This window comes from Enterococcus sp. HY326, assembly GCF_026157065.1.
In the GTDB taxonomy this organism is placed as follows: domain Bacteria; phylum Bacillota; class Bacilli; order Lactobacillales; family Enterococcaceae; genus HY326.
In genome coordinates, this window is the sequence record NZ_JANLGQ010000001.1 from 604,826 (window position 1) to 621,999 (window position 17,174).

The window sequence follows — 17,174 nt, forward strand, 5'->3', positions numbered from 1 at the left end:
TCACCCTAGATTCAATGTTAATTTGTCTAATTCATTTGAATAAGAGAAATTTGAATAATCCTCGACATTTGTCACAACGATTGAAACAATACTGTTTAGCTTGTGCTTGTCAATTTCAGCCAAATCAAACTCCACTAACAACTGGCCTTTTTCAATACTATCTCCTTCACTGACAAATGTTTCAAAACCTTTACCACCAAGATTGACTGTATCTAATCCAATGTGGATAAGAAGTTCAACTCCGGTATCAGATTCAATTCCTAAAGCATGTTTTGTAGGAAATACCATGGAAATAGTTCCGTCAAAAGGTGCAAATACTTTACCTTCTGTAGGTATGATTGCAAAACCATCTCCCAGAGTTTTTGTTGAAAAAACTTCGTCTGGTACATCACATAAAGGAACTACTTGACCTTGAACTGGTTGGAGTATAGAGATTTTTTTATTTTTTTCCGCTAGCCTTAAATTGCTTTCTTGGCTGTCCATCAAAGTGTCTTCAGGTTGTGAGATTCCAAAAATTAATGTCCCCAAGAAGGCGAAAGCAATACTAATTGAAATCCCAATAATAATATGGATATAACTATCTGCAATATATGTTGGTAGGGCTAATAATCCTGGTAAAATAATCGCAGTTGCACCACCACCAAAGAAATTAATATAGGCCGCTCCAATACCACCGCCTAACATTGCAAAAATCATGGGTTTCTTGTATTTCAAGTTAAAACCAAACATCACTGGCTCAGTAACTCCAAATAAAGCTGTAAGCCCACTGGTTAAAGCTGTTCCCTTTTCAACCTTATTTTTCAGCAAAAAGAAAACTGCAAGACCCGCTCCGGCTTGGGCTAAATTCCCAGTTAAGTTAGCTGGTGAAATAACTGAATAACCATACTCTGCAATCAATTGTGTATTAATCGGAGTAATTGCATAGTGCATCCCTAATATAATTAGCAGCGGTCTAAAAGTTCCAAATAAAAATGCACCAATGACACCATTTGTTGAATATAACCAAGATACTGCTTGAGCAATCCATTGACCAACATAAGATCCGAATGGTCCGATTACAATCAATTCAAATGGAACCATAATAAAAAGGACAATCATAGGAACAAATAGCACTTTAAACATATCAGGTATTAAGCGATTAACAAATTTATAGACATAAGACATGACCCAAACGCTTAGAATTATAGGAATAATTGTAGATTTATAATTCACTAATAAAATTGGCAATCCAAAAAATGATAAAGAAGATATCCCAGTTTCAGCAGCGGATGCAGCACCATTCATAATGGTCGGATACATTAATGCAGCTGCTAAAGCAACTGCTAAAAACTCATTTGTTTTAAATTTTTTTGCGGCACTGACGGCTAAGAAAAACGGGAAGAAATAAAATAATAAATCACCAATTAATGAAAAAATTTGAAATGTTTCACTCGTTGAAGAAATCAGGTTGAACGTAGTTAATATAGCCGTAACAGACTTTATCATTCCACAACCAATTAATACAGGGATTATCGGTCCAAAACAACCAGAGATTGCTTCAATAACTCGCGAAAGTACATTCTTTTTTAGTTCCTTATTCTCTACTACTATATCGTCTGATATATCAACTATCTTTTGTAATTCTTCAAATACACCGGTTACTTTTGCACCGATAATTACTTGAAGCTGACCATTCTTGTTCTGTGCTTTTAAAACACCTTCAACTTGATCCAATTGTGACAGGGAAACCTTAGAGTCATCTTTTAAATTGAAACGAAGTCTTGTTGCACAATGAGTCATGTAACTAATGTTATCTGTACCAATAATAGCAACTATCTTTTTAGCAATCTCAGAATTATTCATTTTATTCTCCTTAAAAGTCATTCCCGGGTAATTAACATTTTAAAATCGCTTTCATTTCAAAACAACTATTTTCCAGATTCTGGAAATGCATCTTTCTTTGAGGGAGAATAAAAAATTACTAAAAAGCTTTGGATAGTAATATCTTCTTGACTTCAATCCACAAAACCTAAATTAGCAGACTGGTTAGGTATCCTCCAAGGATATAAGCCCAAAAAACTAGCTCTCACCTAATAGTATGGTAAGAGCTAGTTTTTTTGAGTTTGTGAAATCCGTCGTTAGTGGACTCGTGCATTAATTTTATCAAAAATTGCTGACTACTATAAATCGAAAGGTAGTCTACCCAAAAATGAAAACACTAGAGAAAGATATTAAAATAAAAACAAACCAATCTATATTTACTCCATTCTTTCTTTGAATTTTCCATTTAAAGATATAGTTACCTAGAACCCACCCTGCTAAAACACCAAGTGTATTCATGATAATATCATTTATATCTGTTTGACGAAATAATGTGAAAAGCTGACCTATTTCAATTAGCATAGAAAATGATATTCCTAAAAAAATTACTGCAATCACTTTTTGAAATCTTCTCCACATAACTATCAACGCCACACCTAAAGGTATAAATGCAATAATATTAAGTAAGCTAGAAATGTCAAATCCCTCACTAAATGGAACCCAATTTATGATAGGGTTAAATAATGGATCTCCATTTGAAATCATTCTATTTAACTCAGGCATATTTGGAAAGCCAACAATTTCCGATAAAAGTACACTTAAATAAAAAACAAATAGGATACTCCAAAGGACATACAATTTTGTAATTGTTTTCTTATTCAGAAATAGGTAAATACAAGTTAATGCTAAACTAACAACTATACCCATAACTCCCACCTTTTTTGTTTAATTATATGAAAAATATCAACTCTTGTAATCGTACTTAAGTATGAATTTTTTTGAAGTGATTTTATCAATGTTTATTAATTAATCCATTAAACCCTGAGTTAGTTGACTTTAAACCCTTTGTACGAAGTTACTAATTTAAGTCTGAATAAACTTGAATACCTGCTTCATAAAACAAAGTAATATCTTCTTGATAGGTTGTATAAAATTTTTCTAGTTCACTTTTTGTCATTTCAGTTGTAGAAGACTCACCTTTAAGAGGATCTAAATCGTTATCCAAATTGATATAGCTACCTTCCCCATTATAAAAAATAATTTTATCAGGCTCTTTAATTACGAGTGATTTTTTTTGACCATCACTGACTGTTACTCCTCTTGGAGCTATATCAAAATCTAGATAAGGAGTTGAATACTTCGTCTGATATGAAGATAAATAGACATATAACTGGCCTGATTTCACATAATAACCTGCTACATTACTCAAAAGTTCTGGCAGTTCAACTTCCTCTGTTTCCCACGAGTAGTTATCTATTTCAGATTGCCTATGATTCGTCCGTAAAACCCATGCAACATTCAACAAAATGAATCCCAAAATTAAAACGGAGGTGCTAATAACTAACCATTTCCATTTTTTCCATTTTTGCCCTTCCTTTAAATCCTTGTCCATTTTTTTAACCATAATCAAATCCTCCTTAATTAATTCATCTAAGGAGAGTTCCAAAATATCACTCAATAAAATCAATGAGCCAATATCTGGATATGTTCGTTCATTTTCCCAGCTCGAAATAGTTTTGTCTGATACATGTATAAGAGCTGCTAAATCTTTTTGTGTCCAGGCATTGTTTTTTCTTTTAAGTGCAATATTATTCCCGATAGACATTGGTAATCCCTCCTTGACTTAATCGTATAAGGAAGACTTCAAATTGCCTACCTATGTATTGTAGAATCCTTATTTGAAAGGTTTCAATACTAAATTATTCTTAAAAAAAGTATATAAAAACCTGCCAGATATTAGTACACTTAGTTCATATTTTACCAAGTAAGTTAATTCCTCAGTTTGTCTACTGCTCGTTTTATCTATTGAACATGAACAAACACTCCCAGCTAAATCAAGTTGGCAATGAAAATTTGATTGCAAACTGAGTAAAAAAATCCGTCGGTAATAGACTAAACCCAAAGTTAACCAGTTTAAAACTATCTATTCATTCTAATTTAAATCTCCATCTTATGATTACGATACTCTTGAGAGATTTTTTTTATACATTTTCTAATTTCTTTCCAGCAAACAACTGCTATCCAAACAAAGGCCAATGAACACAGGCTTGCTAAAACAATCTGAAAAACACCTGGAGCTATTGACGAAGACCCCCAAACGAACATTGGAATAGTTGTGATACCAGAAAAATTGGTTAGTGCAGTTCCAATCAATAAAATAGCTAATAGAAGTGAAAGGGTTACAAAAAAACCAAAAATCGAAATAACCAAGGCACCTAAAGAGCCGACTCCCAAATAGAATGAAAAATTACGTATAAAATCTGTCGGTCCAAATGATTTCTTTTCTATTTTGTAATCAAGTAAATATGCTTGAGATAATACTTTTGGTGTACCCATCCGAGAAAGGACTTCCTCTATCGACTCCCCTTTGTTTACAGCCTCATAAATGTGATTTCTAATCTCTGTTAAAATTTCATTTCTATCTGATTCATCTACATTTCGTAAGTTCAACTCTAGTTCTTTGATGTATTTTTTTAATTTTTCCTCCATTTTTAAACTCCCCTTCTTTTAAAAGCCTCAACTGACTGTATTGTTTTCTTCCACTCTGTGTTCATCATACCAAGAGACGAGATACCTTTTTTTGTGAGCTGATAATATTTTCTAGGTGGGACTCCAGGGAGCGTTTCTTTCCAAGATGATTCAATCAACTCGCTTTTTTCAAGTCGGCGTAGTAAAGGATAAATTGTACCTTCAGCAATCGTAAAATTTTCCTGTTCATTTAATTGTGACAAAAGATCATAGCCATAAATCGGTTTTTTCTGAATAATTAAAAGTACACTATACTCCAAAATGCCTTTTCTAACTTGCGCGAGCCATTCTTTTTTTTCCATAGACATTCTCCTTTTTCAATTAACATTTTACAACATAGTACCTTGTATTTCTAGGTATGGTTTTTGAAATAAGCACCAACTAAATATCTAAACAAAAAAAACTATTTGAATTTCAAATAGTCGTCAGTAAAGAATATTTTTAAATCTATAATATCTGTTGTTAATCCACTAACCCCTGATCTTACCCACTAATAAAATTGATTACACTTCTAAATTTTAATTGAATAAATTACACCAGGACAACAATCCCAAGATTTATTTCTCAAAAAGGTTACATCCAAAGTCACGAGCTTCAATCATATCCCTAGACTAATTAAGATTTTTTCGGCAGGAAAACACAGTCAAATACTGGTCTGCCAGACTGTTTTGTCTAATCGACATTACATAAACTTATGGTTGAGTAACAAAATCTTCGGAATAAAAATTAAAGGAGCTAATTGTCAAGATAGCCAATAGCTTGCCCAATTGCATGTCCCAACAAATAAAGGAATATTAAAATGAGGCAGCATAGACCAACTACTTTCAAAACATTTACAGCTTTTTGAAGTCGAACTAAATCCTGAGTGTCTTTCTCAATTTTATTCATATAATTCTCGTCTCCTTTTAGCATAAAATCTAAGGAAATATCATAAAGATTACTAACAAGAATTAGGCTGTTAATATCTGGTAGAGTTTTTCCGGTCTCCCAATTTGAGATAGTTTGTCTAGACACCTTAATAATTTTTGCTACCTCCTCTTGAGAAAGATTTCGTTTTTCTCGGTGTAATTTCAGTTTAGTTGCTAATTCCATAATCATTCTCCTTTTATTTATACTAATATCATAGCTGACTTACAAAGTAATTTCAGCAAAATACCTTTATATCCGCTGTCCAATGTGTTTTACATATGTTTAAAAGGATAACTTTTTTACTTGTTGTGAGGAATCCTATATAAAACCGACAGTAACAACAGGCAATCAAAAAAAAACAATCGTTTTTTACTGATTTTGATTTGGTATAATTAATTTACTCCCAAATTAAAGTAACCAATTTAGGAGTAACAAGGGTAAATGAAGGTTATAAAAAAATAGGAGGAAATGGTATGGAAAAGAAACTAACAGAAAAATTTGGACGAGTGGGCTACATTGGAATAATCTTTATCGCTTCGGCATTGTTAGGAGTGGGATATTTTAGCCAGCCAATTTTTTATAGCTTTCTAGGTACAGGTGTAGTTCTTCTTTTAGCTGGATTGAAGGACTTTGTTAAAAAGCCTACGGATACAAATTCAGACAACTAAATAGTTAGTTAATATGCATAAATTCCCCTTCTAATGAACTTTTCAGTTTAAGAAGGGGGCTTTTATTTGTATTATTTTTTCCCTCTCGCTTTTTACATCGTATATCAGAATTTATCTGAACTAACGGAAAAAAAGGAATTTTAAACAAAAGGGAACCCGCCAGTGGGGGCTGGCGGGTTTAGGAGTAAAAAATGAAAAAGTGTTTTATTTGGGTTTGTTTTATTGGGACGAGTTAATCATAGCCTGAAAATATGAAATTTTTGTGTATTTAGTTTTGTGAAATCAGGAAGTGTTTATAGTGAATCCATGAAGTCTGCCAGTAGTAGACTTCTTTAGATATCAATTTTCTACAAAAAAAGCTAGACACCCAATAATTTTCAAGGTACTAGCCTATTACATATATTAATTTAGTTAGATTACGCCTCTTTTCTCATCTGAGTAGAATGCTTTTTCCACGACATTTTTCCAAATGAAAGTAGCGCATAAAATCTGATGAAAAGTAGCAATAGCCGATATTCCACATCGTAAATAAAAACTTTGACAAAATTAGATACTTTTTCTTCCATGACATAAAAATTATTCAATAGATAAATGATGGTATCAAATAGAATAATTAACCCAATTATTTCCAAAGAAAATATGATATTCATGCTGTAAATAAAGAAACAAAATGTGGTAATTGAGAGTAGCCAGAAAAACACTTCCTGAAATTGCAACAGGAAAAAAAGTGGATTCCTGACAATCGAAAATAACTCTTCAAAAAAGCAATAGTAGGCATCTTTAGCCCATCTTACCTGCTGATTAAAAAAATCTTTCAACGTTGTAGGAACGCTTGTATAACAAATCCCCAATTCAGCGTAAACTGTTTTGTAGCCTTGATTGATTACAATATTCGTTAACGCAATATCATCTCCAGTTTTCCTCTCCTTGTTTCTAATTTTTGTATATTTCAAACGTGTAATATCCTCCATAATGACGGCCCGTTGATACATACTAATTGCTCCAGAGCAGACCAATACACGATTGAAGTACGCCTGAAACTGTCTACCCAAATGATACGAATTGTAATACAAAATAGTTTGCATTTTTGTTAAGTGATTCACCTTTGCATTTAAAGGAACAACTTGACCGCATACTGCGCCAACCTTTTCATCCATAATCATTGGCTCCATTAAACGTCTAATCGTATCCGTTGCAATATAGCCATCTGCATCTAAAAATAGTAAATATGTACTAGTAGCTCGTTCAATGCCCCACATGAGTGCCTCTAATTTTCCAGAGTTCACATTTAATCTGTGCAGATGAATATCGAACCGATAATTCTCTTTCAATTCTTTAACATATTCATACGCACGAGTATCCGTACTACAATCATCGATAAAAATGATTTTATGTATGTGATAGTCCTGTTGACCTAAACTTTCAAATAAGCTTTTAATAACTTCAATATCCTCGTTGTAACAAGGAATAATGACATCTACTGAATGATGGATCTCATCAAAGTCAACTTTTGTTTTCTTTTTTTCCGCTCGTCTTTTATATAAATACGAAAAAATAAATTTGCTGTATATAAATAACAAATTTAGTACCATGACTATCTGCAAATAGATTGGATACTGAGCTTCTATTACAATGTTCAGTGTATAAACGACAATAATTGAAAAAAGTAAAACTATAACATATTTCGCTGTAAACCGCATATTTTTCTCCATAAAACACCTCTTTTCACCTTAATTTTTTCACAGAAATATAAATTATTCAAGTTAATTCTATTTTTTTCTTTAAAAAGACCAAATAAACTTAACAATTCCGTAATTATACTTATTTCTTCCAGATATAGAAATTACCTTTTTTGTTATAACCTCTGATTGCAGTTTAACAACTACTACTGTCAATGATGATAATTTTCCCTCTCTCAACTAAGGAAATACTTTCAATGTAAAGTGTAATAACCCCAACCAAAAACGTATTGGCTGGGGGAATCAAATTTTTAGTCTTCAAATCTGACTTTAATTTAAGCAGTATCATAATCACAGAAGAAATCATCGATTCGTACACTTGCCTATTGGAAATGCCCTCTTTTTATCAACAACTTTAAAGTCTTCTAAAAGTACACCTTCATCACTGAAAAAGTTCGTCAACTAGAATGACAGACCTCTTATTACTGAACCTCTACTGAAAAATTCTTCAATGCACTAGTTGACACTATAAAAACTAAAAGTATTAATCTCGCAAATACTCTTGAATACTAAATCAATAACCAAGACCATATATAGATATCTTTTTCACACGAAAACGCCCGTCAAATGGTGGTGTGACGAGCTGCTTTTCGCTATTCTCCTTAATAAAAATCACTGATATCAGCCCAAGAAATTTTTGTCGTGTGCAGTGGATAACGAATTTTTTTCATGTTTGAACCTTGTTCATCCACCTTTAAATATACTTCATCTGTAGTTGAAGAAGCAGTTTTTTCATCGATAAAAAAACTAGAGACTACCTTATTTTCCTCCACGACGATTACTTTACTTGTATCCATTAACAATTGATTTTCTTCGAAGGGAATGGATTCCACAATAGTTTTCAAGTCTTGGTCTTGATTGGCGAGTAAGTGTTTTTGTATCACCATGACTTTTGTATTCTTTCTTTTATGAAACAAAAAGAGGAACGGGCTGGAAAAAGCTGGAATGATAATTAAAATCACCGGAATTAAGCTGTGCGTAAAGAAAAGTGAAGTGAGGGACAATGCAATGCCATACATCAGTTCTCCCTTACTCAACCAAAGAGCATCCATCATCGTTAAGTCTTTAGCAATTTTGGGCGTAACAATAAACTTGGCTTTTGCCACAAACAGTGATTTCACATAGGTTGTCACACTTAAGAAAAATAAAGAACCATACATTAAAAATGATGCGAACCAATACACAAGAAAATGAAAGATAAATCTCACTCGAGCAAAATAGGCAATATCATTAAGTGTTGGAGCTAAAAAGACCAAGATAGTAGGCACTAAAACCCAAAGATCATAATGTGGGGAAAAATTTAACAAGGGAAAAGCAATAATGTTCATTAATAGGTATAGTGTAAATACAGCCATCAAAGGCAAATTAAATGTAAACAAGACCAAGTCAAATTTTTCATACCATTTTAAAGGCGAGAAAAAAATTGTGCCGGCTTTCGTTTTTAAAAACTCTAGATTCCCCTGAATCCATTTAGAATGTCGCTTTTTAAACGCATAGTAGTCCACAGGAAATTGCTCCTGACACTCGACTAAATCAGCATAGACAGTATAATATCCCTTTATTCTCGCAGACAAGCTAAAGCTTAAATCCTCTGCAACAAGTGCCGGAAACCCTCCTGATGCTTGGTAACATGCTTTAGAGATTAGAGCCCCATGCCCAAAGAAAAATTGAAACCCATAAAACTGCTTCGTTTGTAAATAGGTCGGCCAATTCGCCTTTACACTACGAGCAAAAAGCTGCATAAAGAAATTCTCATTGCGTGTGGAAATATGGCGCGCTTGTACAATACCAACATCTTGATAATTCAGTGAAACTTTTAACGTGTCTTGGATAAAGTTAGGTGGAATAATCTCATCACTATCCAGTATTACAAAATAATCGTAATCCTCTTTATCTTTAAGATAATTATTGATATTCTCAGCTTTAAATCCTGTACGGTCTTTCCTTCGAATAACGGAAACTTTATGTACCAAAGAAAATTCATCAATGGCTTTCTGATACTCTTCGTCTGATGAATCATCTAAAATAATTGTTTTAAAATTATGATAGTCTTGTTGCATCGATTGATAGAGCGCATCTGGCATAAAGTCATTGCAGGTGCAATAAAGCAACAGCACAATAGGCTGCCTTTTTTTATCTGAAACAAAATTATTTACCTCATCATCTTTATAGCACTGCTCTTCAATTCGCTTAAATTTCTTTTTCTTCAAATAAAAGAATACAACATAAAATACATCTTTAAACCCATTTAACCAGAAATAAAAGAGAATAATCGAATTAATAATCAAACAGACTTTTATTGCTGTTCCGTGTGCATAGTTATTTGATGCGTACCAGTCTCCAATGATCATGGGTAAGATAGCTACTGTCAGCAATATTACAGTAGCTAATAGAACTAAATGGAGCCATGGTGCTTTTTGAGATTTATTTTTATACATGTACTATCCTTCCTAGACAATTCAAATGATTTATTAACTCTTTTGAATATATTTTGGTAAACAATACTGACCATTAAATAGATTTTTCTTTTATTGGTGATTTTCATTGTCTTTATATAATAAAATTTTTTCACATATGTGTATTCATGTCAATAATAAGGTTTTAAAAAAGGAAAATATCTTAAGTTTAACTACATATTACATATAATTCGAAAAAATATAGCGATAATCACTAATCTGTATAACAAGAGATGTAACCTTGACTGAATTAGCCTACCAAGGACAGAATTTATTTATTTTGTATAAGGTGATGCATGTGAATTAACTTCTTTTGGAGTGATTTTAGACAAAAAGGGAACCCGCCAGCAGGGACTGGCGGGTTTAGGAGTAAAAAATATTTTGTTTGGGTTTGTTTTATTGGGATAAAGTAATAATAGCTTGTCACTTTGAATTTTTTCGTGTAATCAGTATTACAAAAGTTTGAAAAATTTCCTGGGACTCTACGAATTCCGTTTATTATCTACTTCTTTGAGTCCAATTTTTCAAAAAAATTTTCATAAAAGCTTGACTCTATTCGTAGAGAAGACTTTATACTTTAAGTATGCTAGCAGATAAATCATTTCGAAGTGAGGAAAAATATGTTTAAAATTGGTGAATTCTCCAAACTCAGTAACACTACTATTCAAGCATTAAGATATTATGAAAAAGTCGAGCTACTACAACCATACTTCATTGATCCTGAGTCGGGTTATCGGTTTTACAAAGCAAAACAACTGCCAATAGTAAACAGTATCAAAGTATTACAGAAAGTAGGCTTACCTTTAGAAGCAATTAAAAATGTTTTAGATGAAGATAATTTAGATAGTTTAAATTTTCACTACCAACAACTAGAGGCAGACCTGCAATCCGAATTGGAGAAACTGCAGCACCAAAAGAAACTCCTCCAGATATTAAAAAATCAGAAAGAAGGCATTAATATGACAAACTATAACGTACAATTGAAAACCCTCCCTGAAAGAAAGGTCATGTCTATCCATAAAACTATTCCAACATATCAGGCAGAAGGAACGCTTTGGGAGTTGTTGCACAATGAGCAGCAAAAACAGCAGGTTCAATTAAGTACGCCACCTTTAGAAATCACCATTTTTCACGATACAGATTATCAAGAAAAAAATCCTAATGTAGAAATCCAAAGTCAAATTACAGGTGATTATAAAGATAATGAGGATGTGAAATTTTTTAACGCTCCTGCAATGAATCTAGCATCAGTCACTTTTCATGGAAGTTTCGATCAAATGTCTGAAGTGACAGCTGCTCTTGCAGAATGGATTGAACTGAACGACTATCATATCGCTGGTCCAATGATTAATATCTCTCATGTTTCCCCGTCCCAAGATCCTATTGTAGATAATTGGGTGACAGAAACTGCTTTTGTTGTTGCGAAAAATTTGAATTGAACCTTTTCGCACAAAAACATCAAAAAAATATTTCAATGTAGACAATTAGAACTCGTTAGGAGCAATTGAACACTTGTTTCTTAAGTCATCTAGCGAAAACTAGGTGACTTTTTTAATGAGTAAAACCCTGAGTTAGTAGACTGACTATTTCAAAAAAAATTATAAAATGAGACACTGACCACCTTCAAATAATAATCATGATGGTGGCTCTTTTACTCTAAAAATCTGTCAGTATTCTACATTGAAAAAAATAAATCACTTAAAGAAAAAGTAATAAAGGCAAATTAGTACTACGATTAGTAAAATTCCAGAAAAGTTCAATAGCAACATTGTAGCGCTGCTTCTTTTGGATTGGCTGTTGTACATTTTTGATGCTAAGTTGTCAGAGTCGTGTAATTCCCTTTCAAGCATGGCACGGACAATATCTGACTCTGTCTCATCCTTCCTGATTTTTGTACCTGGTACACTAAGTTCATCATCTAAAAGAAAATCTGTTGTGACATCAAAAATTCGTGAAAGTTGAATAATATTTTCTACATCTGGTGTAGACTCTCCTAACTCCCATTTTGATATTGCCTGTCTGGACACTGTGATTTCAGCAGACAGCCGTTCTTGTGACAAACCTTTACTCTTTCTCAAATGTAGCAACTTCTCACCTAGTCTCATAATAGGGACCTCCTTATTCATTCACTCTCAGTTTACTTAAATTAGTATGGGGAATCTACTATCTGGACGTTGAAATTCCGCAACTGGCGGTTGCAATTGCTGATACGACAATAATTACCCGTGTACTGATACTAATAACTACTGCTATAGCTACTAACCCTTGCGTGCATTCACTCAGATTTTTTTCAAGCTATCAAAACTTATCACTTTTGACATAATAGAAAAATAAATGACCCACCGGAGTTATTCGGTGGATCAGAGCTTTCTATTAGTAGGTGAAATCTAACGCGATAATTTTTACCACATCATATTCTTACAGTCAGATGTTTTTCTTATCAATTCAAAATGATACAGTAAATATTTTTACGATTTAATTGCAGATACTTCAATCTCAACCAGCAAATCTTTTTCAATCAAAGACGAAACCTCGACCATCGTTGCAACAGGTTTTATATCTTTAAAAACTTCCCCATGCGCTTTCCCTATTTCTTCCCAAACTGTTATATCGGTCACAAACATTCTCGTTCTATAGACATGCTCTATACAAAAGCCCTCTAAGTTAAGTATCTTCTCAATTTCGCTTAAAATATACTTAGTCTGTAGATAAGGATTCCCCACCCCAAAAGGCATACCGTCTTTAATAGCCGTAGTGCCTGCAACTTCAATAGTGTTCTCGATTTTTATTGCTCTAGAATAACCTACAATATCTTCCAAGGAGAGTTACCACTAATATTTTTTCTTTCCAATGAAATACAGTACTCCTCTCTTCAACTCATTGTGCCAATGAGCTCTGTCGTTAGTGAATTCAATTGAAGGTACATATTGACTGATTTCACTTTCAGTTAGTCGCCTTACTTCAGTCTTTTAGATAACTATATTTCTCCATCTGAAATAAAGCATTCTTTTAAAATGAGCCATTTACAATCTCATAAAGTCCACGACAGCTTTGTTCGATATAATCACCAGTTCTTAAAAATAGTTTAGCAATTTCAAGAGGTTTGAAAGCGAGATTCCAACGGCGAACATTTATCTTAGGCTCAGACTCGATACAAATACATCTGCCACACATACCGCAAATATATTGGAACTTACACTTTCCTATACAGATAGAATTAATTTGCTTCATCTTTTTCAAGGATATATAAATCAACTATATAGTCTAACTCTTCTTGCTTTTTCTTTCTTTTGAAGCCCAATTTTTTAAGTACTTTTACAGAGGCCGTGTTGTTTAGGTCAGAGGTTGCAAAATAGCTGATTTGGTTAAAGTGCTTGAACATATAGTCCAAAAAAGCTTTGCCAGCCTCTGTTGCATAACCATGTCCCCAGCTATCTTGACAATATCCGTAGAGAAATTCATAGTTATCACTATTTTTCATTCTTCTAACACCACAATAACCTAAGTATTTCCCTGAATTTTTTTCAATCACTGCAAGTTCAAGTTCGTCACTATCATTACCAGTTTCCAAATCATTTTGAAATTTCTTCTTTCTTTCCTCGTAGCTTAGTGTGGTTATACCACCAGTATATTTTTTTGCTATTGGATCAATCATCATTTGCCAAAATCTTTCGTAATCTTCAAGTGCATGCTCTCTTAACAATAATCGCCCAGTTTCAATTTCCATACGCTTCTCCATTTCTGGTAAAACTATCCATTCTCAAGATAAATACATGATGTATTCGTTTCCATTTCTTATCACCGTACTAATCAACCAAGAATCAAGTGTCTTGCGGATTTAATTATAAATTTTTATTCTATCCCACTTAATCATTGAACAAATGCTGTTTTATCTATTTGATTAAAACCAGACTTTGATAAAAACTAAAAAACTTTTTATTTTTAGCACTGTCATTAATATGATTTTATAGTATTTACTTGCTCTAGCAATCTCTTGAACTCTTGTTATGATTAATTTACCACCAATTATAATCAAAGCAGTAGCTATTCTTATTCCTATCAATTTGAAGCTTTCTTTAATTTAATTATCTAATAGTATAGCATATGCTGAAATTCAATAACTCATTTTACGAGAGCGTTTCGATATCCAGTAAAAATTAAAAATCCTCCAAGAGTTATCTTAGTGTATTAACCACTGAGTTAGTCTACTACTCTTTTCATTTATTGAACATGAAAAATATCAACCCAAAAAAGTTAGATTTTTGTCTAATTTTTGAAGAGTCGATACATTGTTCTTTATAGTTATAATAAGTTGAAGATTGATTTGATTCACTGAATTTACCTGAAAGTTTCGTTACGTATTCAACTATTCTCTATCAGATAAATTAAAAAATTAATTCTTCTTTTTGCTTTTTAATGAGATTAGCATAAACCATAATCCTAAAGTAAATTTATACAATTTGTACCCAAAATACATGCAAATAAGAACTAATAACAGGCCGACAGAAAAGAGAATCAAGGATGAAGTTTGGTGGCAATAGATCAAGGTAGCAATCGATAAATAAAGAAACACTAAAAAGAAAGATAAAACAACTAGATAAACGAGGATAGTTAACAAAAACTTACCTTTAGATTTACCCTTGTTTGCAACTCCATCAAAGAGCTCATCTGCAAAAAAAGCGATATTCCCTAATAACTCTAATAATAACTCCATCAGCCTTCGGAACAAATTTTTTGCTCCTTACAACCACCATTTCTCAGAATTTCTACCTTATACTACCAGATTTTTTTCTGACATATCAAAAAAACATCAGAAAAAAGTAGACGTATAACATTTTTATTTTTTCAATCATTCTATCATACTACTATCACATATTATTGAAGAATTCATTATGAGTCCATGAAATCCGTCATTTGTCTACACTAATTGAAATAACTTTATTTCTATCAAAGCAAGTTAGCGTCTACCAACTATAACCCATTGCAGATTTAACTTGTTGCATTAACTCTTCGTTTGATATCTTTTTCAAAAGTTCAAAAGCAACATCAGCAGCTGTCTCAGGACAATACGAGCTAATAATATTCGAGTCAATAACAATACGATCATTTTTAATATTTACCCCAAAAGAAGCTAATTCTTTTTGTCGATACCCGTCCTTCAAATGATAGGTTGTTGCATTTCTATCAACCAAGACCCCACTTTTTCCAACAGGCAATGCACCAACACAGATTGTTGCTATTGGTTTATTTTGGATATCAAATTGCCTTATCAAGTCTAGAAAACGATTATCGTAAGCTTCTTTGTAGAAATCAAATTCTTCAAACCCTCCAGGTATAGCAAGTGCGTCGTAGTCATCTACTTGTACATCTTTGTACAATTTATCAATAAGTATTGATACACCAAATGAGCTTTTTACTGATTCGTTAAATCCGCATGTTACTACTTCAACATCAAATCCAAAATCATTTTTAGCCCAACCCATAACATCAATAAAGGGGCTAAATTCCATTGTTTCAAATCCTACACAACAAAATAAAAGAATCTTCATTAAATCACAACCTTCTAATTTTTTAATGTTGAACCCAATATATTACTTAAACTTAGGGTAATATAAACTTAGTGAAAAGAGTAGTAGTTCTTATAATATAAATACATTAGTTATACAAAAGTTTAACAATACTCCTTTTACTTGGCATTAGCTCATTTAATAGAAGACCTAGCTTAGTTCTGAGATTAATCTATTAAACCCTGAGTTTATATCCTCACGCCGAAACTTACTCCATTAACTATTTTTATCTACAAAGTTCGTAATCTCAGGACTCTACTATTTATGCCAACGGAATAAGTGCTTTTTCACATGTAAACACCCGCCAAACGTTGATCTGGCGGGCTGACTTTATCTAATCGATATTATAAGAATCACTATTTTAAATAGCGTCATTCCATATATAAATTACCATTCTCGTTTTCGAAGAGCATCTTCCATATTAAGCTCTATTTTGTATTGCTTTAGTATTAGATATACGGTTTCACCGATAGATTCTCTAGCGACAGTTTCTAATTGACTACCATGATTTTCAAATTCTTCTTCCAATTCATTGATAGCAATAGTTGCCTTATCAAATTCAGATTGAATAGTATCTAGATTAGTTTCTCCTTTTTCAAGGACTAAGACAATATTTTGTAAAATCAATTTCAATTTATCTACTAAAAACTTTGGATAATACTCATCTCGATACATATCAGAAAGATAATCTTTTTCCTCCATAACATAACCACCTTTTGTTTTAAGTTTATTATATCAGAAATATCGTTAAAATTTTCATTTTGGTTAAGGTGATTTGTGTGATTCAATGAGTAGTTTGAATAGCTTTTTTAGATACAATAAAATTCTGATTCACAGGATTTCGAAAGATACAAATTAATTGTTTTAATGGAAAAAAAGCATGGAAGATTTCCCATGCTTTAAATTGATGTACCATTAGTAATAGTCTATTGAACGTGAAATACTTTTTTAAAAATTAAGTCATAACCTAAGAAACCACTAACCAAATTTGGGTTTAATCGCAATACCTCTGAGTATAGCTGTTGTGTTTGAGCACTAATTTCTTTCTTTAAAATTAAAGGGTAAACAGTTCTAGCAAAATTTAAACTAGCCTTTTCATAATAGAGTTTCTTATTTAACAAGTCATTTTTGAATTTCATCAATATTTCTTGTTCGTTCTCGTCTACAGAAGAATTTCTGTACTCCAATATGTCATCAATACTAGCCAACAAATAACGAACTACTTTCCTTGGGAAATATCTACTAAATGGTGTTTTGAAAGTTTCTTTATTCATGATTTTTTCCTCT

General features: G+C 32.4%; 16 protein-coding genes. 2 read left to right on the forward strand and 14 right to left on the reverse strand.

From position 1 onward, the window contains the following. The 6 genes from ORH16_RS02985 to ORH16_RS03010 all read right to left on the reverse strand — a co-directional run bounded on the left by ORH16_RS02985 (position 1) and on the right by ORH16_RS03010 (position 5,640). Positions 1 to 1,842 (reverse strand): beta-glucoside-specific PTS transporter subunit IIABC, encoded by a 1,842-nt coding sequence (locus ORH16_RS02985; protein WP_265456088.1) that lies wholly within the window; start codon positions 1,840 to 1,842, stop codon positions 1 to 3. Positions 1,843 to 2,178: 336 nt separating this feature from the next. Next, complete coding sequence (locus tag ORH16_RS02990; RefSeq protein WP_265456090.1) at positions 2,179 to 2,727, reverse strand: VanZ family protein; 549 nt, start codon at positions 2,725 to 2,727, stop codon at positions 2,179 to 2,181. A 151-nt stretch (positions 2,728 to 2,878) separates the two neighbouring features. Beyond that, entirely contained in the window at positions 2,879 to 3,625 is a 747-nt protein-coding gene (locus tag ORH16_RS02995; RefSeq protein WP_265456092.1) for a helix-turn-helix transcriptional regulator, read from the reverse strand. Positions 3,626 to 3,957: 332 nt separating this feature from the next. Next, on the reverse strand, positions 3,958 to 4,509 hold the full coding sequence (locus tag ORH16_RS03000; RefSeq protein ID WP_265456094.1) for a DUF1700 domain-containing protein: 552 nt from the start codon (positions 4,507 to 4,509) through the stop codon (positions 3,958 to 3,960). A 2-nt stretch (positions 4,510 to 4,511) separates the two neighbouring features. Beyond that, positions 4,512 to 4,850: a PadR family transcriptional regulator gene (locus tag ORH16_RS03005; protein WP_265456096.1), complete on the reverse strand. Its 339-nt coding sequence runs from the start codon at positions 4,848 to 4,850 to the stop codon at positions 4,512 to 4,514. A gap of 433 nt (positions 4,851 to 5,283) precedes the next feature. Continuing rightward, entirely contained in the window at positions 5,284 to 5,640 is a 357-nt protein-coding gene (locus ORH16_RS03010; RefSeq protein WP_265456098.1) for a helix-turn-helix transcriptional regulator, read from the reverse strand. A 290-nt stretch (positions 5,641 to 5,930) separates the two neighbouring features. Between ORH16_RS03010 and ORH16_RS03015 the strand changes: the two genes are divergently transcribed. Further along, complete coding sequence (locus tag ORH16_RS03015; protein ID WP_265456100.1) at positions 5,931 to 6,125, forward strand: hypothetical protein; 195 nt, start codon at positions 5,931 to 5,933, stop codon at positions 6,123 to 6,125. A gap of 416 nt (positions 6,126 to 6,541) precedes the next feature. Here the strand turns inward: ORH16_RS03015 and ORH16_RS03020 are convergent, their stop codons facing one another. Further along, complete coding sequence (locus tag ORH16_RS03020) at positions 6,542 to 7,837, reverse strand: glycosyltransferase family 2 protein (RefSeq protein WP_265456102.1); 1,296 nt, start codon at positions 7,835 to 7,837, stop codon at positions 6,542 to 6,544. A 629-nt stretch (positions 7,838 to 8,466) separates the two neighbouring features. After that, positions 8,467 to 10,302, reverse strand: a complete 1,836-nt coding sequence (locus tag ORH16_RS03025; RefSeq protein WP_265456104.1) for a glycosyltransferase family 2 protein — start codon at positions 10,300 to 10,302, stop codon at positions 8,467 to 8,469. Positions 10,303 to 10,940: 638 nt separating this feature from the next. Here ORH16_RS03025 and ORH16_RS03030 point away from each other — a divergent pair. After that, positions 10,941 to 11,759 (forward strand): MerR family transcriptional regulator, encoded by an 819-nt coding sequence (locus ORH16_RS03030; protein ID WP_265456106.1) that lies wholly within the window; start codon positions 10,941 to 10,943, stop codon positions 11,757 to 11,759. Between the two features lie 255 nt (positions 11,760 to 12,014). Here the strand turns inward: ORH16_RS03030 and ORH16_RS03035 are convergent, their stop codons facing one another. The 6 genes from ORH16_RS03035 to ORH16_RS03060 all read right to left on the reverse strand — a co-directional run bounded on the left by ORH16_RS03035 (position 12,015) and on the right by ORH16_RS03060 (position 17,161). Continuing rightward, complete coding sequence (locus tag ORH16_RS03035) at positions 12,015 to 12,425, reverse strand: helix-turn-helix domain-containing protein (RefSeq protein WP_265456108.1); 411 nt, start codon at positions 12,423 to 12,425, stop codon at positions 12,015 to 12,017. 363 nt (positions 12,426 to 12,788) lie between these two features. Continuing rightward, positions 12,789 to 13,139, reverse strand: coding sequence for a RidA family protein (locus tag ORH16_RS03040; protein WP_265456110.1), 351 nt, complete (start codon positions 13,137 to 13,139; stop codon positions 12,789 to 12,791). Between the two features lie 398 nt (positions 13,140 to 13,537). Continuing rightward, entirely contained in the window at positions 13,538 to 14,047 is a 510-nt protein-coding gene (locus tag ORH16_RS03045) for a GNAT family N-acetyltransferase (protein ID WP_265456112.1), read from the reverse strand. A gap of 1,237 nt (positions 14,048 to 15,284) precedes the next feature. After that, positions 15,285 to 15,869: a DJ-1/PfpI family protein gene (locus tag ORH16_RS03050; protein ID WP_265456113.1), complete on the reverse strand. Its 585-nt coding sequence runs from the start codon at positions 15,867 to 15,869 to the stop codon at positions 15,285 to 15,287. Between the two features lie 405 nt (positions 15,870 to 16,274). Continuing rightward, positions 16,275 to 16,589 carry a DUF5713 family protein gene (locus ORH16_RS03055; RefSeq protein ID WP_265456115.1) on the reverse strand — a complete coding sequence of 105 codons (315 nt, stop codon included), beginning with the start codon at positions 16,587 to 16,589 and terminating at the stop codon, positions 16,275 to 16,277. A gap of 224 nt (positions 16,590 to 16,813) precedes the next feature. Further along, positions 16,814 to 17,161, reverse strand: coding sequence for a hypothetical protein (locus ORH16_RS03060; protein ID WP_265456117.1), 348 nt, complete (start codon positions 17,159 to 17,161; stop codon positions 16,814 to 16,816). Positions 17,162 to 17,174 lie beyond the last annotated feature (13 nt).